Genomic DNA, 23,374 nt, shown 5'->3' with positions numbered 1-23,374 from the left:
AGCGGAGGAGACAGCAATGCGCTACAGCAGCGTGCCGCGCAGGATGACCAGCGCCACCGAGAAATAAATCACCAGCCCGGTGACATCGACCAGTGTGGCGACAAACGGCGCCGATGCGCTGGCGGGGTCGAAACCGACCCGTTTCAGCGCGAAGGGCAGCATCGATCCCGAGAGTGAACCAAAGGTGACGATGCCGACCAATGCGGCCCCGACCGTCGCGGCAATCAGCGGCCAGTGCGGACCGTAATCGTAGAAACCGAAATACTGCCACAGCGTGATGCGGCAGACGCCGACCACGCCAAGGATCGATCCCAGCACCAGGCCGGTCGGCAGTTCGCGCAAGGCAACCCGCCACCAGTCGCCGAGCCCAATCTCGCGCAGCGCCAGCGCCCGGATGACCAGCGAGGTCGCCTGCGAGCCGGAATTGCCGCCGGAGCTCATGATCAGCGGGATAAAGAGGGTGAGCACGATCGCTTTTTCCAGTTCGCTTTCGTAGCTCTGCATGGCGTTCGCTGTCAGCATTTCGCTGAGGAACAGCGCGCACAGCCAGCCGGCGCGCTTCTGGATCATGGCGAGGAAGCTCATCTTCATATAGGGCTCGTCGAGCGCTTCCATGCCGCCGAAGCGATGCACGTCCTCCGTCGTTTCCTCGATCATCGTGTCGATGATGTCGTCGATTGTCACGATGCCGAGGATCTTGCCGTGGTCGACGACGGGTACGGCGAGCAGATCGTATTTGGAGATCGTCTGCGCCAGGGTTTCACGATCGGTCAGCGGGGTGACCGTCACCGGCACACGGTCCGGCGCCACAGACAGGATCGGGTCGTCCGGCTCACCGGTGATGAGCCGGCGCAGGCCGGTCGACCGCACCAGGAGGTGCGTTTGCGGATCGACGATGTAGATCGCGTAGACGGTTTCGCGCGTCCGCTCGACCTTGCGGATGTAGTCCAGCGTGCGTCCGACGGTCCAGTCGGAGGGAACGCTGACGAATTCCGTCGTCATGATCGATGCGGCGCTGCCTTCGGGATAGCCCAGAATGGACAGCAGGGTGGCGCGCAGCGGCGGCGCCAGTGCGCCGAGCAGTTCGGAGCGTGCCGGCTCATCGAGCTCGCGCAGTATGTCGGCCGCACGGTCGACCGACATGGCGGTGAGCAGCTTGCTTGCCTTGGCGCGGGGCAGGGCCTCCGCGAGTTCGGGCGCGCCGTCGAGTTCAGGCTGGTCGAAGATCTCGACCAGCCGCTCGAACGGTACGGCGCAAAGCAGATCCGTCGCGGTTTCGCGCGATTCATGGTTGAGCCCCTCGACCACGTCGGCGACATGGTCGTTTGCAAGGATGCGGGCGATGGCGACGGCCTCGTCGTCCGCTACGGGGAAAAAATCGTTCATGGTTCACTCCTTGCCGTCCGGCAGGACATGAACCATGTCAGGTCACGTCTAGGCGGACGGCGGTTGCGTTCGACTAATACTGTCGCCAGGCATGGCGCGGTGACCTTTCCGCTTGCGGGTTCGCGTTTGACTGTCAGCAAGCCGGCGCAACATAGGAGCGCGCCTTGCCGAGTCAATCGCAGTGAGTGAGGAAAACGGCGCCTGATGGCTCCGATCGCGATACTGTGATCGCCGACTGCCGCGCTGCCCGGCAAGTCGCGGTGAAATCAACGTTATTTCTGCTTCAGCCGACGTGAGAAACGCAGCCATTTGTCCTCGACCGGACGTGGCTGGGTCAGAATCGTCGTGAGTTCGACCGGCAGGGTCGGAACCAGCGGCTTCTTGGTGGCGACGCCGTCGGCGATCAACACGATCGAATGGTAGAACTCGGTGCCGGCAGCCGATCGTGGCGCCACCGCTTCGTGCATGACGCTGATCACAGTGACATCGGGGCAGTTGTCCTTGATCGCCTGGTGGAAGGCAATCTTGCCTTCCGGGTCAAGGGCGCCGGTCGCCTCGTCAAGGAACAGCAGCCCCGGCTGCTGCAGGATGATGCGGGCCACCACCAGCTTCTGCTTCTGGCCGCCCGACAGGACCTGATCCCAGCTTTTGCCTTCACGGCTTTCATTGGCCATATGCTCGATGAAGTCGCCAAGGCCGGCCTTGTGCAGCGCGGACGCGACCTGCGCATCGCCGTGGTCGTGCTCGGAGCCCGGCAGGCAGACCAGCTGCTTCAGCGACACCTGCTGGAGCTTGACCTCCTGGGCGGCATAAAAGCTCTTCACCCCGTCGGGGAAGACAATGGTACCGCGGCCATAAGGCCAAAGACCGTTGATCGCCTTGATCAGTGAAGTCTTGCCGCAACCGGATTCGCCTTTGAGGAACGTCCACTCGCTGCGCCGGAAGCGCAAATTGGCGGCGCTGAGGAACGGTGTCGCGTCCTCTCCCTGATGCGCCAGTTCGAGCTTCTGGATGGTCAGGCCGAAAACCGGGTTCTGGCTGGCATAATGGAAGTCGGACTGACCGGTCTGGCTGTAGAACGCCTGCGGATGCTGAACGTTCTCGATAGCGTTCGCCAGTTCCGTGACACGCTGGCTGTTGGCGCGCAGCGTGGCGATGGCGGGCATGACATGAATGAACCACGAGCACTGGCTGATCAGCTGAGCGACCATTTCGGAGCCGGTTATGTAGCCCTTGTAGTCCAGGCGATTGTGTATGAACGACACCAGACCGGGGCCATAGGCGACGATCCGGGCGCCGAGGAAGTTGTAGATCAGCTCGAACGACGTGTAGCCATTGTTGACGACATTGAGCTTGCCCCAGGTCTTGTCGATATCGACGTAGAGCTTGTCGTGCATCGACTTTTGCACGTCTTCGCCATGCGAGGCGGCGACATGGAAGCTGCGGCGCAGGAACGTCGTCAGTTCGCTGCGGTAGCTGCCCTCGGCCTGCTGCATGCGGATATTGAGCCGCTCGAGCAAGCGGCCGAGCTTGACCGCGATCCAGGTGTTCAGCGGCACGTAAATGGCGACGGCGAGGAAGGCCAGCACGGCGCTGCCATAACTGCCGAGGAACTCCAGTCCTTTGACCTCAACCGAGGATCCGATCAGATTTTCGCCGATAAAATAGAGCGAGGTCGCGACACCCAGAACGCCCATGGCGAGACCGATCGCCCCGCCCGTCATGTCCTTGATCGATTCCTGGATGCGCTGGTCGATGTTGTCGGGCGCGACGATACCGCCAGCCGCCGAACCATGCTGAGCATGGAAGTGGGTGTGATTGCCGTCGAGCAGAGCCTTGTTGAACTGGCTATTCAGCCAGCCACGCCACTTTCGGTGCAGGGTTGCCGAGACAAGACCACGCACGCCTGTGAAGCCGGCATCCTTGAGCACGACCAGCAGAACCAATATGCCGGCATTGGTCAGGATTGCCTGCAGCGGGCTGGTGTTGGCTGCATCGTGGAAGAAGGCAATCGAATTGCCCAACTCGCCCAATGCCAGGGCAAACCAGACGCCGGCCTTGCTGGAAAGCGCTGTCAGCAGAGCGATGACGATGGTGAGCGTCCAGGCTTCCTTCCAGCGCTCGGAGAACCAGTAGGCCTTCATCAGCCCCCAGAAACTGCGCATCGAGGATACCGGCGTCAAATGCGACCGCCCTGCGGCGCCGCGGTGTAGTCTATCCGGTACTGACTCCTGCGATCGTCTGCCGATCCGAATCACGATCCCGCCCAAACCTTTTTTGTTTTGTTACGGATGGTAACACCAATTGATCATTTTCCATTAATTTTTATAGGGGGTCAGCGAGATTTGAAGATCCGGCCGTGTCGGGAAGGCAACAGAGCAGGCTTTCCAACTGCTTCGCGTAAGCCGGCAGGAAGGCGATTTAACATAACAATGTCAGATGGTTACTTGGTTACGACGCGGTGAGCCACGACCTTCCCTTAGGGAAGGCGTCCACACGATTTCGTGACTCATTTTGGCTTGTCCGGCGAGCCGATTTTTCGTTGGGGCTAACCAAATTCCCGAAAACCGGCCGTCCTTTGACGTCTGATTCCTGGCGCGATCGGCCTTTCCGGGAGCCGAGAAGTGACCTGAAACGGTCTCGTCGCAGGCGAAGGAATGACCGGCTTCAGCCGACCTTGTCCAATTCGCCGCGCGCCTTCGCCGCCGCCACCTGGCGGATGGCGTCAGCCAGCGTGTCGACGTCCTGAGCGCCCATCACGGCATATTTGCCCTCAAGCAGGAAGCACGGCACGCCCGATATGCCCATGCGCGACGCCGTGGCGATCTCGGTGCGCACCGCCTCGACATCGGCATCGGTCGGCAACAGCGTGGCGACCACGGACGCGTCCATGCCGGCCTCGCGGGCGGCTTCGACCAACACGGCATGGTCGCCGATGTTGACGCCTTCCTCGAAATTCAACTGGAAGAGACGGCGGACCAGCCTGTTCTGAACGGCTTCACCGGCAGCACCCGCCCAACGGATCAGGCGGTGCGCATCCAGCGTGTTCGACGCCACCTTGATGGCATCGAAGGCAAAGGAGATGCCCTCTGCCTCGCCGAGCGGCTCGATGCGGGCATGAATCTCGCGAATGCGCTCATCGCTGCCGAACTTGGCCCGCATATACTCCCGGCGGTCCTTGCCTTGCGGCGGAATGGTCGGATCGAGCTGGAACGGCCGCCAGCGTATACGCACATCGACGTCGCCGGCCGCGGCAACGGCCTTGTCCAGCCGCTTCTGACCGATGAAGCACCAGGGGCAGACGACATCCGACACCACATCGACGGTTATGGCGTTCGCTTCGCTCATCTCGATCTCCGGATTTTCAGTTCGGTTTGCGCCACCATGTCGGCAGCTGATAACCGAATATGGGCGTCTTCTTCGGATGTTCCAGATAATTCCAGTAAGCAAGCCACTGCTGCGTGTTGTACTGCATCGGCACCATGTAATTGCCCGAAATCAGCAGCCGGTCGAGAACGCGAACGGCGGCGACATAATCCTCCTTCGAGCGCGCGCGCAGCATCGCTTCGATCGCCGCATCGACTGCCGGATCGGCAACGCCGGCGAGATTGAACGAACCTTCGGCCCTGGCCGCCTCGGAGCCCCAGCGCCCGAGTTGTTCGAAGCCTGGCGACAGTGAATTGCTGAAGCCGCTGGATCCGATCAGAGCCTCGAAATCGAAGCGCTGCTTGCGTGACTGGATCTGGTCGCCGTCGAGGCTACGGATGCTGACATTGATGCCGATCTTCTCCAGCGTGCGCTGATAGATGCCGGCCAGGCGCTCCTCGTCTTGCGAAGCGGTCAGGATCTCGAACCCGAAAGGTTTGCCGTCGGGATCGAGCATCGTGCCGTCCTGCACGTGGTAGCCGATGCTTTTCAGGAGATCGAAGGCTTTCTTCAAAACCTTGCGGTCCTGGCCCGAACCGTCGGTCACGGGCGGTTTCCAGGTGCCGTCCATGACGTCAGGCGGCACACGGCCGGGGTAGGGGGCGAGCAACGCCTTTTCCCTATCGTCGGCCGGATGGCCGAGCGCGGAAAGCTCGGAATTCTGCCAATAACTCATCGTGCGGGTGTATTTGCCGCCGAACAGGTTCTTGTTCGCCCATTCGAAATCGTAAAGCATGCCGAGCGCGCGCCGAACCACCGGATTGGAGAACTTCGGCAGCCTGGTGTTGAACAGGAAACCGGTCACCACGGGCGGAATGCCGGTATCGAAGGTTTCGGAAACCACCTCACCTCTATGGAAGGCCGGGAAATCCAGATCGCGCTCCCGTTTGACCGGATCGCCGTCGTCGTCGATGGCGCAAAGGCCTTTCTTGAAAGCCTCGAGCTTGGCGTTGGCGTTGAGGAAATATTCGATGGTGATCTGTTCGTAATTGTCGAAGCCGCGCTTGGCCGGGACATCCTTGCCCCAATAGTCGGGGTTGCGCTTAAACACGATGCGCTGGCCCGGAGCCACCTGGGAAATGGTATAAGGTCCACTGCCAATCAACGGCTTGAGCGTTGTCTTGTCGAAAGTCTCCTTGTCGAAGGCATGTCTCGGCAGGATCGGCGTCAGCGCGATGATCATGGGCGTTTCGCGATTGGCCTTGTCATTGAAGGTGAAGCGCACGCTGTGATCACCGGTCTTTTCAAGCTTGGCGATCAGGCTCATGCGTGCGTTGTAGGGCGGGCGGCCCTTGTCGGTGAACACATCGTAGGTGAACAGCACATCCTCCGGCGTCACCGGCTCGCCGTCCGACCACTTTGCATCGGGATTGAGATGGAATTCGATCGACTTGCGCTCGGAATCCATGTCCGCGCTGTCGGCGAGCAGGCCATAGAGACTGAAGGGCTCGTCGTAGTTGCGCTGCATCAGCGGTTCGAAAACGAGGTTGCCGTAGGTCAGATCCATCATGCCGCGCGCCGTCGTGCGCAGGCTTTTCAGGATGAAAGGGTTGAGGTTGTCGAAGCTGCCGACAACACAATAGGTGATGTTGCCACCCTTCGGCGCATCGGGATCGACGTAGTCGAAATGGGTGTAGTCGGGCGGCAGTGCCGGCTCGCCCTGCATGGCGATGGCATGCTTCGGTTCCGACATGGCCGGTCGCAGCGAAAGGGTGAAAAGCGATATCGCGGTGACCAGCCAAACAAGAACGCGGCCCATGACCGTCTCCTTAACAGGTCGGCTTGATGATTCGGTGCGCAGCCTAGCATGAGGCAGCCGCGTGCCGGCCAATCGTGTCATCAAGAATTAGAAGTGAGCGGGGCTGGATTCGGCACCGCTTGCAGTGTAACACGCCGTCCGAAGTCATTCTGTTGCCTCATTTCGGCAACAGGTAGCTGGACCACACGGCGTAGAGAAGCCGGTTCCGGGATTATTTGAGAGGAAGTGCACGACATGACGAGCCTGAACAGCAATGCGTACCGCCTTTCGGTCATGGCCGCGGGCGTGGTCGGCTTTCTGGGCGCAGGACTTCCCTCTGCTTCCGCACAGCAGCAGCAACAGATCCCTCAGGGCTGGTTCAAGGCCTGCACCAAGCAGGAAGACGTCGATATCTGCAACGTCCAGAACATCGTCACTGCCGGCAACGGCCAGCTCGTCACCGGTGTCAGCCTGATCGAACTCAAGGGCAAGGTGAACCGCAAGGTGTTTCAGGTGACGGTCCCAACCGGCCGCCTGGTGCCTCCCGGCATCGGCCTGCAGATCGACACCGGCAAGGCCGTAAAGCTCGACTATGTCATCTGCTTTCCGGATCGTTGCGTGGCCGAAGTGCCGCTGACCGACCAGCTCGTCGCCTCGTTCAAGAAGGGTCAGGGGATCACGCTGACCTCGATCAATTTCCAGAATCAGGCCAACCCGATCAAGATCGCGCTCCAGGGCTTCAGCGGCGCCTATGACGGCCCTCCGCTGCAGCAGTCGGACATCGAGGATCGGCAGAAGAAGCTCCAGGACTTCGTTGCCAAGAACAACCAGGACTTCGCCAAGAAGCTCAAGGACGAGCAGGACAAGGCCAAGACCGCCAACTGATCACCGGTTTCGGTCGCTCCCAAGCCAATGAAAAAGCGGGGTCATGCCCCGCTTTTTTCGTGTCTGGCCTTTCCTGACGGCGGCCGGAATGCCGGAAGGTCAGTGCCTGGACTGGCGTTTCGGCTCGTAACGCCCGTCCGGCCTCTTGTCGAACATCTCCTTGATCTGCGGATGGCGGACCGGCTCGCCTGACCGATCCTCGAGGAGATTCTGCTCCGACACATAGGCGATGTATTCGGTTTCCGAATTCTCGGCGAGCAGATGGTAGAATGGCTGATCCTTGCGCGGCCGCGCATCGGCGGGGATGGCTTCGTACCATTCGTCGGTGTTGGCGAATTGAGGGTCGACGTCGAAAATGATGCCTCGAAACGGAAACAGCCGGTGGCGAACCACCTGTCCGATCGCGAATTTGGCCGTTTTCATCGTACTCACCACTGAATTCCTTGACTTCATTTGGCGCAGACTCCGAGTCAATTCAATCCCGAAGCGTTCGAGCGCCTTCAAGCTACGCAGAATGCGACGCAAAGGTTTTGATTGATGTCGCGATGTCGCGATAAAATCCGCAAAATCGCTACTGCTGCCGCATGGGTTTCCGCAGGCCGCCCGCGAGTGCTGCAAAACCACTGCCGGGGCGAAGCCCTTCGCGCATGAAGAAGGCGCGCAGCGGTGCAAAGCCGCCGAGCACGCCGAGACCGGCGCCGCGTGCCATCTGCGCCGGCAGCATGTCGGAGAGCAGCGACATGTTGAGCAGGTTGACCGCGCTGCTGCGCGCCAGAATGTCGGGACGACGCTTGAAATCGTAGGCGGCAAGGACCTTGGCCGCGCCTGGATCTCCGCTATTTTCTTTTGCAATTCCAACCAGATCGTCAATATCCCTGATGCCAAGGTTGAGGCCTTGCGCACCGATCGGCGGGAACACATGCGCGGCTTCGCCGACAAGCGCCACCCTGTCCCGTGCGAAACGCAGGGGCGTCACGGTCGAAAGCGGATAGATCTGGCGGCCCGGCTCTACCGTCACCCGACCCAGCATCGACTGCATCTGCTGCTCGACCCGCAACGAGAGCGTTGCGTCATCCAGGGCGGCAAGCTCCTTGGCGGTCTCGGGCTTCACCACCCAGACGAGGCTTGAGCGATTGCCGGGCAACGGAACCTGAGTGAACGGACCGGTTTCGGTGTGGAACTCGGTCGAGGTGGAGGCGTGCTCACGGCTATGGCCAAAATTAAGCACGAGCGCGGCCTGCGGATAGGCGTGCGAGCCGGTCGAAATGCCTGCCGCCTCGCGCGCAGGCGACTGGCGACCATCGGCGGCGACCGCCAGTGACGCGCCAACCTCGCTGCCGTCGGCGAGGACGGCATGGGCCCGATCGGCATCGAGATGCCAGGTCTTCACCATCGACCTGCGCCATTCGATCCCGGAATGGGCGGCGACCTTGTCGGCAAGCGCCGGGCTAAGCACGCTGTTGGGCAGGTTCAGCCCGAACTGGTTCTCATCGATCTCGCTGGCGCGGAAGGTGACGACGGGGCTGCGGATCAGCCGGCTGGTCGCGTCGACGATGCGCATGACTTTCAAGGGAGCGGCCTTGGGCCTGATGACTTCGAGGACCTCGAGCCGCTCAAGCACTTTCAGGGCAGGGTTCATCAGCGCCGTGGTGCGGCCATCGGGGGCCGACGCCTCGGGCCCCACCAGCGTCACCGGGAAGCAGGCATCGGCAAAAGCAAGCGCCGCGATCAGTCCTGCCGGACCAGTGCCGGCAATCAGTATCGGCGCTGTTTCGTGATGCTCCAAGATCGGTTTCCGGCTTGCGATGCGAGGCGGGCCACCAGACCTGCCAGTCGAGAAGCATATAGGTCAGTTCATGCGGCTTGATCAACGCGGCGATTCGGCTCATTCGGGTGTCATGACCGGCCCCCAGGACGATTTCAGCCATCTCGACCGCGCCGGCCGCGCCACGGCTGATATTGCGCGCAACCCGCGTTTGACGGTCAATATCGTCGTCGGCGCCAGCATTCTGCTCGCCTGGTCGTCGCTGGCCACGATGGCGATTCGCGGCGCCGAGGCCAGGGGCAGCGCGCCCGGCGACATGCTCCTGCGCGGTCTGCCGCAGCTGCCGCTGCCCGATTTCCTGGAGCGGTTCTTCGCGCTCTGCCTGTCGCCGGCGCCGCTGGATGCAAGCATCGTCCCGCATGCCCTGGCGCTGATCCTGATGTGGTTCCTGATGGCGGTCGCCGCGATGCTGCCGTCGGCGGCACCGATGATCCGCACCTATTGTGAGATCGCCGATACGGCCCGGATCAAAGGCGAGCCGGTCGTCCATCCGCTGGTACTGGTTGCCGGCTATCTCGGTGTCTGGCTCGCCGCCTCGATGCTGTTTGCGGCGCTGACATTGGGCGTGCATGCATTCGCCGCGTCCGGCGAAATCTACGATCCGCTGCTTGGCGTTGCCGGGGCGCTTGCACTGCTGGTTGCAGGCCTCTACCAGTTCAGCGGCCTCAAGGAGGCCTGCCTGAAAAAATGCCGCAACCCGTTCTCGATCCTGTTTTCGAACTGGAGCGCCACGCCGATCCGCGTCTTCCGTCTTGGTGCCGTGCAAGGCGTCTGGTGCCTCGGCTGCTGTTGGGCGCTGATGCTGGTGATGTTCGCAGTCGGCGTGATGAACATCTTCTGGATGGCGCTGATCGGCGTGTTCACCCTGATTGAAAAACAAACCACGGGCCGTCTTCCAACCCGGCTGGCCGGTGCGATACTGCTTGTCTGGGCAGCCGCGCTGTTAGTAATCTCGTTGTGAGTGGGGGAAATTCAATGACAGATCAGGGCTGGGCAATGAAAGGAGAGCTCGTACTCTCCTGCAATTGCACGGTTTTTTGCCCTTGCGTGCTGTCGCTCGGCAGCCACCCTCCGACCGAGGGCTACTGCCAGACCTGGGCAGGTTTCCGTATCGATGCCGGCCATTTCGGCGAGGTCGACCTGTCCGGCCTCAACCTTGGGCTGATCATGGAAATCCCCGGCTACATGAGCCGTGGCAACTGGACCGCGGGCCTCTTCATCGACAAACGCGCCTCGATCTACGCGGTAAAGGCCTTGACGAAGATTTTCACCGGCAAGGCCGGCGGAACCACATCGCTGCTGTCGATCCTGGTCGGAAAATTCCTGGGTGTGGAACAGGTGCCGATCACCTATGAGACACGGGACAAGACGCGTATCTTCCAGATACCGAAGATCATCGATGGCGCGGTCACGCCAATCGCGGGCAAGGATCGCGAGAAGGATACGGTGATCACCAATTCGGAATACTGGATTGCACCGGAGATCATCGTGGCGAGGTCCGACAAGAGCAAGATGCGAGCCTTTGGCCGCAACTGGAATTTTGCCGGCCGCTCGGCCGAAATCTGCAAGCTGGATTGGCGGGGCCCGTGAGCAAGAACACATCGGCCAGGAACATGGCGGCACGGAAAGCCGCCAAGAAGCTCACGGACCGGATTCCGCGACCGAAGAAGAAGGTCACCTGGCCGCAGGCGAGGGCGTTCTCGGTCCATCTGCTGACGGCGTCAGGCTCGTTCCTCGCGTTCCTGTCGCTGGTGGCGGCGAGTGAGGAACGCTGGACGGCAATGTTCTGGTGGCTTGGGCTGGCGCTGTTCGTCGACGGCATTGACGGGCCTATCGCCAGGAAGCTCGAGGTCAAGGAAATCCTGCCGACCTGGTCGGGCGAGCTCCTCGACAACATCATCGACTACGTGACCTACGTGCTGATCCCGGCCTTCGCGCTCTACCAGCGCGGCTTCATGGGCGAGGGTCTGTCGTTCCTGTCGGCGGCAATCATCGTCGTCTCCAGCGCGATCTATTACGCCGACACCGGCATGAAGACGAAGGAGAATTTCTTCAAGGGCTTCCCCGTGGTCTGGAACATGGTGGTGTTCACGCTGTTCGTCATCGAGCCCGGACAATGGGTATCGTTCGCGGTGGTGGTGGTAGCCGGTATTCTGACCTTCATCCCCATCAATTTCATTCATCCGGTGCGGGTCGTGCGGCTGCGGCCCATCAATCTCACAATGACCCTTTTGTGGTGCGCCTTCGGCGCGCTTGCTCTCGCACAGGCGGCACTTGCCGCCTTCTACGACCAGATCGGCGTGTTGGGCGCACAGGTCAGCACCTTCATCAAGATCGGCATCACCATTACCGGGCTTTACCTGGCCTGTATCGGTGGCATCATGCAGTTCTTTCCAAATCTCGGCGCCAAAAAGGCCTGACGAGCCGCTCCCAGAGGAATCCCGGTCCATGTCCAAAGCTATCCGCATCCACGCCCATGGCGGCCCGGAAGTTCTGACCTATGAGGACGCCGATCCCGGCCAACCGGGTTCCGGGCAGATCCTGGTCAGGCATACGGCGATCGGCCTCAACTTCATCGATGTCTATCATCGCTCCGGCCTTTATCCGCCGCCCGGAGGCTTTCCTCTCATTCCGGGCAGCGAGGCCGCCGGCGTGGTGTTGCAGGTGGGCCAGGATATCGACTGGCTGAAGCCGGGAGACCGGATCGCCTATGCCGTAACGACAGGCGCCTATGCCGAGGAACGCGTCATCGATGCCAGCCGGGTCGTCAAGGTTCCGGACGGCATCAGTGACGAACAGGCGGCCGCAATGATGCTGAAGGGCATGACCGCCGAATATCTCCTGCGCCGAACCTTCAAGGTGAAGGCGGGCGACACGATCCTGTTCCATGCCGCTGCCGGCGGCGTCGGGCTCATTCTCGGCCAATGGGCGAAACATCTGGGCGCAACCGTCATCGGCACGGCAAGCTCGACCGACAAGATCGAGCTCGCCAAGGCGCACGGCTTCGATCATGTCATCAATTACAGGGAGCAGGATTTCGTCGCCGGCGTCGCAGCCATCACCGGCGGCAAGAAATGCGACGTCGTCTACGATTCGGTGGGCAACGACACATTCCCGGCCTCGCTCGACTGCCTCAGGCCGCTCGGCATGTTCGTCAGCTTCGGCCAGTCGTCGGGACCAATCCCGCCCTTCTCGATGTCATTGCTGGCACAGAAGGGCTCGCTGTTCGCCACCAGGCCGACGCTGTTCGTCTACAACGCGAAACGCGAGGACCTCGACGCCTCCGCGGCCGCGTTGTTCAAAGTGGTGCTCAGCGGCGCCGTCAAGATCCAGATCAACCAGCGCTATGCGCTGAAGGATGCGGGCAAGGCGCATGCCGACCTCGAGGGGCGCAGAACCACAGGGACGACCATTCTCATCCCTTAGTCCCGCCGGGCTTGCTATCCCTTGAATTTCCGCTGAAATTCTTGAAGCTCTTTCAAGACGCGTGCCGCTTTCCGTTGAGAGCCGGCGGCGCCTACCATGTTTGCGGGAACACAGAACATATCTGGTGAACCAGATGGGAGGCACTGTGAGTGCAAATCACGATGGGGCGAACCTGCTCGAGGTTCGTGGCCTGACCAAGATATTCGGCACGCTGACGGCGTGCGACCATATCGATCTCAACATCGCCAAAGGTGAAATCCACGCGCTGCTCGGCGAGAACGGCGCCGGCAAATCGACGCTGGTCAAGATGCTGTTCGGCTCGCTGGAGCCCAATTCCGGCGAGATTTTCTGGAACGGCCAGGCGGCGCGGATCACCAGCCCGGGTGTCGCCAAGAAGCTAGGCATCGGCATGGTGTTCCAGCATTTTTCGCTCTTCGAGGCGCTGACCGCGGCCGAGAACATCGCGCTTTCCCTGGACGACGGCTCGCCCATCAGCAGCATCGCCGCCAAGGCGAGGGCGCTTTCCTACAGCTACGGCCTGCCGCTCGATCCGGATTCGCTGGTCGGCGACCTGTCGGTCGGCGAACGCCAGCGCATCGAGATCATCCGCTGCCTGCTGCAGACGCCGCAGCTCATCATCCTGGACGAGCCGACCTCGGTTCTGACGCCACAGGAAGCCGACAAGCTGTTCGAGACGCTGGAGCGGCTGCGCTCGGAAGGCAAATCGATCCTCTACATTTCGCACAGGCTGGAAGAGGTCAAGCGCATCTGCGACCGCGCCACCGTATTGCGGCACGGCAAGGTGGTCGGCCATTGCAATCCGCGCGAGGAGACAGCCGCCTCGCTCGCCCGCATGATGGTCGGCAATGAGGTGCAGGCCGTGGTGCGTGCCCCGGTCGAGGGGATCGAGACCGCGCAGCCGCTGCTTGAAGTCCGCGGTCTCACCCGCAAGCCGGCAACGCCGTTCTCCATTCCGCTCAAGAACATCAGCCTCAATGTCCGGGCCGGCGAGGTGATCGGCATTGCCGGTGTCGCCGGCAACGGGCAGGGCGAGTTCTTCGAATCCGTTTCAGGCGAAGTGTTGCAGCAGGATGCCGCCTCGGTGCGCATCCGCGGCAAGGATGCGGGTGGGCTGACCATCACCGGACGGCGCTTGCTGGGTGCCGCCTTCGTGCCGGAAGAGCGCCTCGGCCATGGTGCGGCGCCGCGCATGAAACTTTCGGAAAACCTTTTGCTGTCGCGCCATGCCACTGACGGCAAGGCGTTTGTCGGCACCGGTGGAATGGTCAAGAGCGGCGCCATTTACGCTGCCTCCCAACGCATCATCGAGGCGATGGACGTGCGCAAGAGCGCGCCGGATCCGGAAGCTGCGGCTCTTTCGGGCGGAAACCTGCAGAAATTCATCGTCGGCCGGGAACTCGACCGCCGGCCCAGCGTCATGGTGGTGAACCAGCCGACCTGGGGCGTCGACGCCGGCGCCGCCGCACACATCCGCCAGGCGTTGATCGAACTGTCGCGCAGCGGATCGGCGGTGCTGGTGATCAGCCAGGATCTCGACGAGCTGTTCGAAATTTCGGACGCGATCGCGGTCATGCACAATGGCGAATTGTCCAAGCCGATGCCGATCGCCGAAGCAACCTTCGAGAAGGTCGGCCTGCTAATGGGCGGCGCCGAGCCCGGCCACGCCGAACATACGCTGGAGACGGCATGATGCGCCTCGAACTCGTCAAACGCCCGCAGCGCTCCGCGCTGTTTTCAGCCCTGTCGCCGTTCATCGCCTTCGCCCTGACGATCATCGCCGGTGCCATTCTGTTCGCTCTGCTCGGCGTCAATCCGCTGACCGCGTTCCGGATCTATTTCATCGAACCGATCAGCCAGGTCTGGCAGTTGCATGAACTGGCGATCAAGGCGGCACCGCTGATCCTGATCGCGGTCGGCCTGTCAGTCTGTTACAAGGCCAACATCTGGAACATCGGCGCCGAGGGCCAGTTTATTTTCGGCGCCATCTTCGGCTCGGCCATTCCGGTGCTGTTTCCGCAATTCGAAGGCCCGCTGGTGTTGCCGCTGATGCTTTTGCTCGGCATGGTCGGCGGCGCGGCCTATGCGGCGATACCCGCGTTTCTGAAGACCCGCTTCAACACCAACGAGATCCTGACCAGCCTGATGCTGGTCTATGTCGCCCAGCTCTTCCTCGACTGGCTGGTGCGCGGCCCATGGCGCGATCCGCAGGGCCATGGTTTCCCGCAGACGATCCAGTTCGGCGACTCCGCCGTGCTGCCGGAACTGATGCCGGACGCCGGACGTGCCAACTGGGGCTTTGTCTTCGCGCTGGTTGCCGCGGTGCTGATCTGGATCCTGATGGGTCGCATGCTCAAGGGCTTCGAGGTGCGTGTGCTGGGTTCCAGCCCGCGGGCAGGGCGCTTTGCCGGTTTCGGCCTCAGCCGCATGGTGTTCTTCGCCTTCTTGCTGTCGGGCGCGCTGGCCGGACTTGCCGGCATTTCTGAAGTCTCCGGCGCCATCGGGCAATTGCAGCCGGTGATTTCGCCCGGATACGGCTTCACCGCCATCATCGTGGCGTTCCTCGGCCGCCTCAATCCGCTCGGCATCATCGCCGCGGGCCTGGTTCTGGCGCTGACCTATCTCGGCGGCGAGGCGGTGCAAAGCGCACTCGGCATTTCCGACAAGGTGGCGCGGGTGTTCCAGGGCATGCTTTTGTTCTTCGTGCTCGGCTGCGACACGCTCATCCACTACCGCATCCGCCTGATCGGCCTGGCGCTGACGGAACAAGAAGGCGCGGCAAAGCTCGACGCTGCACCGAAGTTGAAGGAAGCCCGCTGATGGACATCACCGTCAACATCCTCCTGACCATCGCGACGGCGGCGACACCGCTGTTGATCGCTGCGATCGGCGAACTGGTGGTCGAGCGCTCCGGCGTGCTCAATCTCGGCGTCGAAGGCATGATGATCATGGGTGCGGTCGGCGGCTTCGGGGCCGGCTATCTGACTGGCTCGCCCTGGATCGGCCTTTTGGCGGCGATCGCCATGGGGGCGCTGTTCTCGCTGCTGTTCGCCGTCATGACGCTGTCGCTGGCCACCAACCAGGTGGCGACCGGCCTGTCGCTGACCCTGCTCGGCCTCGGCCTCTCCGGCATGATCGGCACGAGCTTCGTCGGCCAGCCCGGTGTCAGGCTGCCCAATCTCGACATTCCAGGCCTGAGCGCCATCCCGGTCGTGGGCAAGCTGCTGTTCGGCCAGGATCCGGTGTTCTACATCTCGATCGTGCTGACCGCCGCCGTCATGTGGTTCCTGTTCAAGACGCGGACCGGGCTGACGCTGCGCTCGATCGGCGACAGCCACACCTCGGCGCACGCACTCGGCATCAAGGTCATCCGCTACCGCTATCTCTCGGTGATCTTCGGTGGGGCCTGCGCCGGTCTTGCCGGCGGCCATCTGTCGCTGGTCTACACGCCGCAGTGGGTCGAGAACATGACCGCGGGCCGCGGCTGGATCGCGCTGGCGCTGGTGGTGTTCGCGTCGTGGCGGCCGTGGCGGGTGCTGGCCGGTGCCTACATCTTCGGCGCGGTGTGGATCGGCCAGCTTCATGCACAGGCTTTTGGCATTCCGGTGCCCTCGCAGATGCTTTCTTCTCTGCCCTATCTGGCAACCGTCGTGGTTCTCGTTCTAATCTCGCGCAACAAGCGTCTGACGATGATGAACACGCCGGCATCCCTGGGGCAGCCATTCGTTCCGGATCGTTGACAAAAACAAAAAGACGGGAAGCTCCAAGGCTTAACACAGAGAGGTAACACGATGAAAAAACTGCTTATTGCCCTGATGACGACGACAGCGGCACTGTCGCTGGCCGCGTCCGCGGAGGCTGCCGAAAAGTTGAAGGCCTGCTGGGTCTATACCGGCCCGATCGGCGATTTCGGCTACTCCTACCAGCACGACCAGGGCCGGCTCGAAGTCGAGAAGGCGCTCGGCGACAAGGTCGAGACCGCCTATCTGGAGAACGTCTCCGAAGGTCCCGATGCCGACCGTGCTTTCGAGCGTCTGGCGCGCGAAGGCTGCAAGCTGATCTTCGGCACCTCTTTCGGCTTCATGGATGCCGAGGTGAAGGTCGCCAAGAAGTTTCCGAAAGTGATGTTCGAGCACGCCACCGGCTACAAGACCGGTGACAATCTCGGCATCTACAACGCACGCTTCTACGAAGGCCGTTATGTGCTCGGCCAGATCGCCGCCAAGGAATCGAAGTCCGGCGTTGCCGGCTACATCGTCTCCTTCCCGATTCCCGAAGTGGTGATGGGCATCAACTCCTTCATGCTCGGCGCGCAGTCGATCAACCCGAACTTCAAGGCCAAGATCGTCTGGGTCAATTCGTGGTTCGATCCGGGCAAGGAAGCCGACGCCGCCAAGGCGCTGTTCGATCAAGGTGCCGACATCATCGTCCAGCATACCGATTCGACCGCCGCCCTGCAGGTCGCCGAGGAGCGCAAGCTGCATGGCTTTGGCCAGTCGTCCGACATGATCAAGTTCGCGCCGAACGCGCAGCTGACCTCGCTGACCGACGAATGGGGTCCGTACTATATCAGCCGGGTACAGGCAGCCATCGATGGCACCTGGAAGCCGGACAATGTGTGGCTCGGCATCAAGGACGGCGCGGTCAAGCTCGCGCCCTACACCAACATGCCCGACGACGTGAAGGCGATGGCCGAGGCAACCGAGAAGAAGATTGCCGGCGGCTGGAACCCCTTCACCGGACCGATCGCCAAGCAGGACGGTACACCGTGGCTCAAGGACGGTGAAGTCGCCGATGACGGCACACTGCTCGGCATGAATTTTTACGTGAAGGGCGTCGACGACAAGCTGCCGCAGTAAGCGGCGCATCACATTTCGAACAGGAAAGGGCGCCGCGAGGCGCCCTTTTCATTTGCCGGGAGAAAGTGACGAAACGCTCAGACGGCCGAACCATAGAGGTCGTAAGCGTCGGCGCGCTCGATCTTGACGGTGACGATGTCACCGGCACGCATCGGGCGGCGCGACTGGATATGGACCGAGCCATCGATCTCGGGCGCGTCGTATTTGGTGCGGCCCTTCGCCGAATTGCCATGGGCTTCGTCGATCAGTACCGGTAGGCGCTTGCCGACCTTCCTGGCCAACTGCGTCGCCGAAATCTTCTGCTGACGCTGCATGAAGCGGTGCCAGCGTGCTTCCTTGACGTCCTGCGATACCTGTTCGAGGCCGAGGTCGTTGGATCGCGCGCCCTTGACCGGTTCGTATTTGAAGCAGCCGGCGCGGTCGATCTTGGCCTCGTCCAGCCAGTCGAGCAGCATCTCGAAATCCTCATCCGTCTCGCCGGGGAAGCCGACGATGAAGGTCGAGCGGATAGCGAGATCCGGGCACACGTCACGCCAGCCGCGAATGCGCTCCAGCGTCTTTTCGCCACGTGCCGGACGGCGCATGTTTTTCAGTACTTGCGGCGAGGCATGCTGGAACGGGATATCCAGATAGGGAAGGATTTTTCCTTCGGCCATCAGCGGGATGACGTCGGCGACATGCGGGTAGGGGTAGACATAGTGCATGCGCACCCAGATGCCGAGCTTGCCCAACTCCTCGGAGAGATCGAGGAATTTCGCGCGCACTTCGCGGTCGCCGAACATCGACGTCTGGTACTTGATGTCGATGCCGTAGGCGCTGGTGTCCTGCGAGATGACGAGGAGTTCCTTGACGCCTGCCTTGGCCAGTTTTTCGGCTTCGCGCAGCACATCGGCGGCCGGGCGCGAAACGAGATCGCCACGCAGGGCGGGAATGATGCAGAAGGTGCAGCGGTTGTTGCAGCCTTCCGAGATCTTCAGGTAGGCGTAGTGGCGCGGCGTCAGCTTGACGCCCTGCGGCGGCAGCAGGTCGATATAGGGATCATGCGAGGGCGGGGCTGCCTCATGCACGGCTGCCATGACGCTCTCATAGGCCTGCGGCCCGGTGATCGCCAGCACATTGGGATGCTTTTCGCGGATCACCTCCGGCTCGGCGCCGAGGCAGCCGGTGACGATGACCCTCCCGTTTTCCGAAAGCGCGGAGCCGATGGCGTTGAGCGACTCGTCGCGGGCGGAATCGAGGAAACCGCAAGTGTTGACCACGACGAGATCGGCGCCGTCATGCTTGCGGGCGATCTCATAGCCTTCGGCGCGCAGGCGCGTGATGATGCGCTCGGAATCCACGAGCGCCTTCGGGCATCCAAGGCTAACGAAACTGACGCGAGGGGCGGACATAGGCAAGCTTCCAATGGGGGCACGGGCCGAAACGCTGGTCCGGCCTCAAATCGCTGTAAATGTCGGTCTATGGCGCATGGCAGGAGCCAATACGCGCGGCGCAATAGCATGGGTTGCGCAATCAAGCAAACCGGCCGACGGGCTGGTCCGCGCCATCGGATGGCTCAGTGGCCCCCGGATCCGAACCAAGGCGCCAGGAAAGCGAAGTGCTCGGGGAATTGCTGCACGGCCCCGTCAAGCAGCATCTTGACCGCGACATAGAGGATGATTGCCAGGCCGACATAGGCAATCCAACGGTATTTGTGCAGCAGGCGCGCGACGAACGACGCGGCAAAGCCCATCAAGGCGATCGACAGGGCCAGTCCGATGATCAGCACCGTCGGATGGTTCATGGCCGCGCCGGCCACGGCCAGGACATTGTCGAGCGACATCGACACGTCGGCAATGACGATCTGCCAGGCGGCCTGTGAGAAGGTCTTGCCGGATCCCTTGCCGCCGATGACGCCGTCCTTGTCGAAATCGCCATTCGACAGCGCTTCGGTCGCGTCGCGCTCCTCATCCTGGCTGACGCGCAATTCGCGCCACATCTTCCAGCAGACCCACAGCAAAAGCAGGCCGCCGGCGATCAGCAGCATCGGGCCGATGGTCAGCAGCCATTGCGTGATCAGGGCGAAGAAAATGCGAAGCACGGTGGCCGCCGCGATGCCGACCAAAATGGCGCGCTTGCGCTGGGCGGCGGGCAGGCCGGCCGCCGCGAGGCCGATGACGATGGCATTGTCGCCCGCAAGTGCAAGGTCGATAGCGATGACTTGAAAAAGAGCCGATATGCCCGCGGCGGTAAATATTTCCATCGACCGGGAAGCCCTTCGCCGAGTGTTCGTTGTCGATTGTCCAGACGGGCCTAAAGGCATGGTCCGCTGGCGTCAAGACGCCGCGACGGACACCACTGGAAAACCACTTTCGTGGCAGGGGTATTACAGGGGATTCTTAGCCGCTGCCGGCACGTGAGCCAAAGCCTACGCAAGCCCGCGAAAAACTAATCGTAGAGATTGTACTTCGCCCAGTCGGCTTCCGGAATTTCGTCGCCGATCCGGTAGCGCAGCTGCAGGACTTCCATATGGTCCGGCCCGGTCTGGCATTTGAATTTCAGTCGGTACCACTGTCCTTTGCTGCGGAATGCCGCACCCGGACTCCTGATCGCATCGGCGCTCATCTCGGGCGTCGCAAAGGCGTAGGCGACGACCCGGTCGGCCTTGAACTTGCGATCATCGTGGGTGATCCGGTCCAGGACTTCGGCATCGCACCGCTGTTCGAGGCGTGTTTGCGGGTCAAGTTTCATCAGCCCGGCACGCAAAGCATTGTCCATCGCGCTGGCCGGGAAAGTCAGCGTCAGGGACGCAATGGCCATCATGCAGAGTGTCTTCATGGGCGGGACTAGCAGCATGTTTTGTCTGAAAAATCAACCAAAGGACCCGGCAGGTTCCCGTGTTCAGGCGGCCCTCGCGTTCAAAATCCCGTGTCGTGTTTCGTCGTCGGACCGAATTCCTGGTGAACGTTTGGAGCGCCGTCCTCTAAGACTTGGCCGCGCCAACCTGTTGTCGGAGAAACGCCTTTGTGTCCGGTTTGAGATCCCGCCAATCGCAATCGGATAATGCAGCTTCCATCGCATAGAGCGCGAGGATCGTCACATGTCGGCCAAATCGAAACTTTAGGCGACGATAGGCTTCGACCGAGCCAAGATGGCGCAAATCCTCATCGTCGATAATGTCGATTTCCGCCAACATCCGCGCCGTCGCCGGTCCAAGATTTCGCATGCCCTGAATGCGTACCGTCATCATGCCTCCCTGTCAGAAAGTTGATCGGAACGTCCGTTCGATCGGCAAATCCTGCGCGAACTGGATGACGGCTAGAGCACGTTCACGGTCATCCCGCCGAACTGTCCGAGGCCTGCGGCCAACGGATCAACGAGGCGCGGCCGGCGTCGGTGAGGTCGTAGACGCCGCGATCGACGCGCGCGAACCAGCCATAGACATTGTGCTGCAGGATTTTCGGCGCGATCGGCGTCAAGACCTTCAGATCGCGTGGTCGTTTGGGTCCGTCCGCCATCGCGGCCGCACAGGTGAGGGCACTCTGGCGATAGGCGGTCATGATCGGATTGCGCGATCCTCCACCGGCGACAGGATCGCCGCGGCGGCGCTGGTGCTCGTCGACAAGGCGTGAGCGCCGCCGTGCATTCCTGCGCGGCTCCGGCGCGGCGGGACTGACAAGCACCTCGACCTTGTCGTTGGCTGTCACGCCAAGCACGCCGAAGCCAAGCCGGCGGCAGAGGTTGCGGAACCGGGCGTCGCTTTCACGTCCCTTGCCGCGCGCCGACATGCGCGCCGCCAGCCAGACTTCGTCGCAAGCGGCCGCACGGTCGACGCCCTGCAGCACCAATTCCAGATTGAATTGCAGCTTCAACTCGCAGATGACGACGATTGGCGGCTCACCGTCGCGCAGCGCGACGATGTCGCACCCGCCGATCTCGCCCTTCACGACGAAGTCGAGGCTTTCGAGGAACCGCTTCACCGGCGCATAGAGTGAGGTCTCGTTCATGCCGCAAGGCTTAGCCGATTCGACAAAAAAAGCCTTCCCGCATCGGCGCGCGCTGCGCACCGAGCTCTCAAGAATGCATTTTTTCGAGGAAGGCCAGCAGCACGCTGTTGAACTGCCCGGGCAGTTGCAGCGGTGCGAAATGGCTGACGTCGGGCAGGATTATCAATTGCGATGCCGGGATGCTGCGGGCCAGATAGCTCGCGTGCTCGTGTCTGATGAACTCGTCATGCTCGCTTTGAACGATCGCCACGGGCACGCGCGTCCGCGCCAGGTCGGCGGCGGTGTAATTGGGTTCGGACTTCATCATCAGGCCGACGGCTTCGACGAATGCGTCGAACTGGTCCGGGGTCGCCGACAATTCGGCATAGTCCCTGGCATGCCGGCTGAAACAGCGATCGATGACCGGACTGGGCTCGAATTCCCTGGTGCCGCTCGGATCCATGTTGCAGCCGAAGAAGAACACGCCGGTGATGCGGTCGGCGGCTTTCATGCCGAGGATCAGGGCAACGCAGGCGCCATCGCTCCAACCCACCATAGCCGCCTTTTTCAAGTGCAGCCTGTCCATCACGGCCAGGACATCGGAAGCCATCAGTTCATATTTGTATGGCCGCTCGTCGCGGCTGCTGCGCCCATGGCCACGGCTGTCGATCACCACGACCCGATAGCCGGCCTTGACCAGCGCGGGGACCTGAAATCCCCAATTGCCGCTGTGACCGAGGCCGCCATGCAGCAGGATCACGGGGAGGCCGGCGCCAAACGTGGCGTACCAGATTTCGGCGCCATCATGTGCCACCCGGCCTTCGTCCCTTGCGGCCGGCAGGGGCGTCGCGCCATGCGCTTCGAATTTCCTGAGATCGTCATCGTGATGGTCCATGCCGGGAATGCCTCGAGGCGAACGCGCAGGACCCACAATTATTGCCGGTATCAGCCAAAGCCAACCCGCGACGCAACGTCTGCTGCCACCTGGCGACACCGCCGGTTTCGAGCGGCGAAAGACCTGCGTGTCGGTGTCAGCCGTCAGGCTTCGGTGCTCGGCACTGGACGGTTCGATCGCTTCTCGTCCGGCAGGAGCGGATAGCTGACCTGCCCGAAATAGCTGGAGGGGATCGGATCATCGACGCCGTATTTTTCCGGCACCTTGTCGCCAGTGGCATTGTAGGTGCCGAACACCATGTCGAGGACAGGTAATTGCCCGGCGAAGTTCTTGTCATAGGCCTCGCGCTGGTTGGCATGGTGCCAGCGATGGAACTGCGGGCTGGCGATCAGCCACTTCAAAGGCCCGAACGGAATCCGCACGTTCGAATGAACGAGCAGCGTGTGCCAGAAGTAGATGACCGAAAAGATGGCGATCGAGGCTTCGGAGAAGCCGAGGAAAAAGATCGGTGTCAGCGACAATGCCTTTGTGAGGATGGCGTCGACCGGGTGGGAGTGGAAAGCGCCGAGCCAATCCAGTTCCTCAATGCCGTGGTGCACCGCATGGAATTTCCAAAGCGCCGGGATCGTGTGGAAAGCCCGGTGTGCCCAGTAGACGCCGATATCGGTGATCACGATGATTTCGGGAACCTGCAGCCAGACGGGCTGGCCGACAACGGTCTGCGTGATTGATTGCGGAACGAGGATCGCGGCGGCTTCGAGTGTGTTGGCCGCGATCAGAATGATGACCGATTTTACGATGGGGCCATTGAACAGCACATAGATCAGATCGACACCCAGGCCCTTGCGCAGGACCTTCTGGGGCCGTTCGTGGAACAGATGTTCGAACGGAATGAAGATCAGCGCGCAGATCAACAGCCCCCTGATGCCAAATATATCCATTCGCTCGCCT

22 protein-coding genes are annotated in these 23,374 nt (G+C 61.8%); 9 read left to right on the top strand and 13 right to left on the bottom strand.

What is annotated here, in order from left to right; all coding sequences use genetic code 11:
- Nucleotides 1-21 precede the first annotated feature (21 nt).
- From mgtE to CK228_RS18315, 4 genes are all read right to left on the bottom strand, one after another.
- Nucleotides 22-1,386 (bottom strand): magnesium transporter, encoded by a 1,365-nt coding sequence (mgtE, locus tag CK228_RS18330; RefSeq protein WP_095788756.1) that lies wholly within the window; start codon nucleotides 1,384-1,386, stop codon nucleotides 22-24.
- A gap of 272 nt (nucleotides 1,387-1,658) precedes the next feature.
- The gene (locus tag CK228_RS18325; protein ID WP_179295973.1) at nucleotides 1,659-3,551 is read right to left on the bottom strand and encodes an ABC transporter ATP-binding protein/permease; all 1,893 of its coding nucleotides are present in this window, start codon (nucleotides 3,549-3,551) and stop codon (nucleotides 1,659-1,661) included.
- A gap of 502 nt (nucleotides 3,552-4,053) precedes the next feature.
- Nucleotides 4,054-4,734 (bottom strand): DsbA family protein, encoded by a 681-nt coding sequence (locus CK228_RS18320; protein ID WP_095788755.1) that lies wholly within the window; start codon nucleotides 4,732-4,734, stop codon nucleotides 4,054-4,056.
- A gap of 16 nt (nucleotides 4,735-4,750) precedes the next feature.
- Entirely contained in the window at nucleotides 4,751-6,571 is a 1,821-nt protein-coding gene (locus tag CK228_RS18315; protein WP_095788754.1) for an extracellular solute-binding protein, read from the bottom strand.
- Between the two features lie 234 nt (nucleotides 6,572-6,805).
- On the opposite strand from CK228_RS18315, the gene CK228_RS18310 reads away from it, so the two are divergent.
- Nucleotides 6,806-7,435 (top strand): invasion associated locus B family protein, encoded by a 630-nt coding sequence (locus CK228_RS18310; protein WP_027046833.1) that lies wholly within the window; start codon nucleotides 6,806-6,808, stop codon nucleotides 7,433-7,435.
- Between the two features lie 99 nt (nucleotides 7,436-7,534).
- Here CK228_RS18310 and hspQ read toward each other — a convergent pair whose 3' ends face one another.
- Nucleotides 7,535-7,858 carry a heat shock protein HspQ gene (gene hspQ, locus CK228_RS18305; RefSeq protein WP_179295972.1) on the bottom strand — a complete coding sequence of 108 codons (324 nt, stop codon included), beginning with the start codon at nucleotides 7,856-7,858 and terminating at the stop codon, nucleotides 7,535-7,537.
- A gap of 148 nt (nucleotides 7,859-8,006) precedes the next feature.
- Nucleotides 8,007-9,221 (bottom strand): UbiH/UbiF family hydroxylase, encoded by a 1,215-nt coding sequence (locus CK228_RS18300; protein WP_095788753.1) that lies wholly within the window; start codon nucleotides 9,219-9,221, stop codon nucleotides 8,007-8,009.
- A gap of 112 nt (nucleotides 9,222-9,333) precedes the next feature.
- Between CK228_RS18300 and CK228_RS18295 the strand changes: the two genes are divergently transcribed.
- From CK228_RS18295 to CK228_RS18260, 8 genes are all read left to right on the top strand, one after another.
- Nucleotides 9,334-10,221 carry a DUF2182 domain-containing protein gene (locus CK228_RS18295; protein WP_179295964.1) on the top strand — a complete coding sequence of 296 codons (888 nt, stop codon included), beginning with the start codon at nucleotides 9,334-9,336 and terminating at the stop codon, nucleotides 10,219-10,221.
- Between the two features lie 14 nt (nucleotides 10,222-10,235).
- The gene (locus CK228_RS18290; RefSeq protein WP_095788751.1) at nucleotides 10,236-10,850 is read left to right on the top strand and encodes a DUF1326 domain-containing protein; all 615 of its coding nucleotides are present in this window, start codon (nucleotides 10,236-10,238) and stop codon (nucleotides 10,848-10,850) included.
- Between the two features lie 23 nt (nucleotides 10,851-10,873).
- Nucleotides 10,874-11,680 (top strand): phosphatidylcholine synthase, encoded by an 807-nt coding sequence (gene pcsA / locus CK228_RS18285; RefSeq protein ID WP_179295971.1) that lies wholly within the window; start codon nucleotides 10,874-10,876, stop codon nucleotides 11,678-11,680.
- A gap of 28 nt (nucleotides 11,681-11,708) precedes the next feature.
- Nucleotides 11,709-12,686 carry a quinone oxidoreductase gene (locus CK228_RS18280; RefSeq protein ID WP_095788750.1) on the top strand — a complete coding sequence of 326 codons (978 nt, stop codon included), beginning with the start codon at nucleotides 11,709-11,711 and terminating at the stop codon, nucleotides 12,684-12,686.
- Nucleotides 12,687-12,819: 133 nt separating this feature from the next.
- The gene (locus CK228_RS18275) at nucleotides 12,820-14,397 is read left to right on the top strand and encodes an ABC transporter ATP-binding protein (RefSeq protein WP_179295963.1); all 1,578 of its coding nucleotides are present in this window, start codon (nucleotides 12,820-12,822) and stop codon (nucleotides 14,395-14,397) included.
- A complete protein-coding gene (locus CK228_RS18270; RefSeq protein ID WP_095774445.1) occupies nucleotides 14,394-15,524 on the top strand; it encodes an ABC transporter permease in 1,131 nt (376 codons plus the stop codon). The genes CK228_RS18275 and CK228_RS18270 overlap by 4 nt, the downstream gene beginning before the upstream one ends.
- Nucleotides 15,524-16,444: an ABC transporter permease gene (locus CK228_RS18265; protein ID WP_095774446.1), complete on the top strand. Its 921-nt coding sequence runs from the start codon at nucleotides 15,524-15,526 to the stop codon at nucleotides 16,442-16,444. Before CK228_RS18270 ends, CK228_RS18265 begins: the two co-directional genes overlap by 1 nt.
- A gap of 51 nt (nucleotides 16,445-16,495) precedes the next feature.
- A complete protein-coding gene (locus tag CK228_RS18260) occupies nucleotides 16,496-17,563 on the top strand; it encodes a BMP family ABC transporter substrate-binding protein (RefSeq protein WP_095774447.1) in 1,068 nt (355 codons plus the stop codon).
- A 77-nt stretch (nucleotides 17,564-17,640) separates the two neighbouring features.
- Here the strand turns inward: CK228_RS18260 and rimO are convergent, their stop codons facing one another.
- From rimO to CK228_RS18225, 7 genes are all read right to left on the bottom strand, one after another.
- Nucleotides 17,641-18,954 (bottom strand): 30S ribosomal protein S12 methylthiotransferase RimO, encoded by a 1,314-nt coding sequence (gene rimO, locus CK228_RS18255; protein ID WP_095788749.1) that lies wholly within the window; start codon nucleotides 18,952-18,954, stop codon nucleotides 17,641-17,643.
- A 164-nt stretch (nucleotides 18,955-19,118) separates the two neighbouring features.
- Nucleotides 19,119-19,805 carry a TerC family protein gene (locus CK228_RS18250; RefSeq protein WP_095774449.1) on the bottom strand — a complete coding sequence of 229 codons (687 nt, stop codon included), beginning with the start codon at nucleotides 19,803-19,805 and terminating at the stop codon, nucleotides 19,119-19,121.
- 185 nt (nucleotides 19,806-19,990) lie between these two features.
- Nucleotides 19,991-20,398, bottom strand: coding sequence for a DUF930 domain-containing protein (locus CK228_RS18245; RefSeq protein WP_179295962.1), 408 nt, complete (start codon nucleotides 20,396-20,398; stop codon nucleotides 19,991-19,993).
- 127 nt (nucleotides 20,399-20,525) lie between these two features.
- Nucleotides 20,526-20,789 carry a TfoX/Sxy family protein gene (locus CK228_RS18240; RefSeq protein WP_210202897.1) on the bottom strand — a complete coding sequence of 88 codons (264 nt, stop codon included), beginning with the start codon at nucleotides 20,787-20,789 and terminating at the stop codon, nucleotides 20,526-20,528.
- An 88-nt stretch (nucleotides 20,790-20,877) separates the two neighbouring features.
- The gene (locus tag CK228_RS18235; protein ID WP_095788748.1) at nucleotides 20,878-21,549 is read right to left on the bottom strand and encodes a DUF2161 domain-containing phosphodiesterase; all 672 of its coding nucleotides are present in this window, start codon (nucleotides 21,547-21,549) and stop codon (nucleotides 20,878-20,880) included.
- Between the two features lie 67 nt (nucleotides 21,550-21,616).
- A complete protein-coding gene (locus CK228_RS18230) occupies nucleotides 21,617-22,423 on the bottom strand; it encodes an alpha/beta hydrolase (RefSeq protein ID WP_095774452.1) in 807 nt (268 codons plus the stop codon).
- Between the two features lie 143 nt (nucleotides 22,424-22,566).
- The gene (locus CK228_RS18225) at nucleotides 22,567-23,364 is read right to left on the bottom strand and encodes a sterol desaturase family protein (RefSeq protein WP_095788747.1); all 798 of its coding nucleotides are present in this window, start codon (nucleotides 23,362-23,364) and stop codon (nucleotides 22,567-22,569) included.
- Nucleotides 23,365-23,374: the final 10 nt, after the last annotated feature.

This window comes from Mesorhizobium sp. WSM4312 (genome assembly GCF_002294875.1).
Taxonomy (GTDB): Bacteria; Pseudomonadota; Alphaproteobacteria; order Rhizobiales; family Rhizobiaceae; genus Mesorhizobium.
Note: the sequence above shows the minus strand (reverse complement) of the source record. Positions and strands in the feature narration are given on the sequence as shown.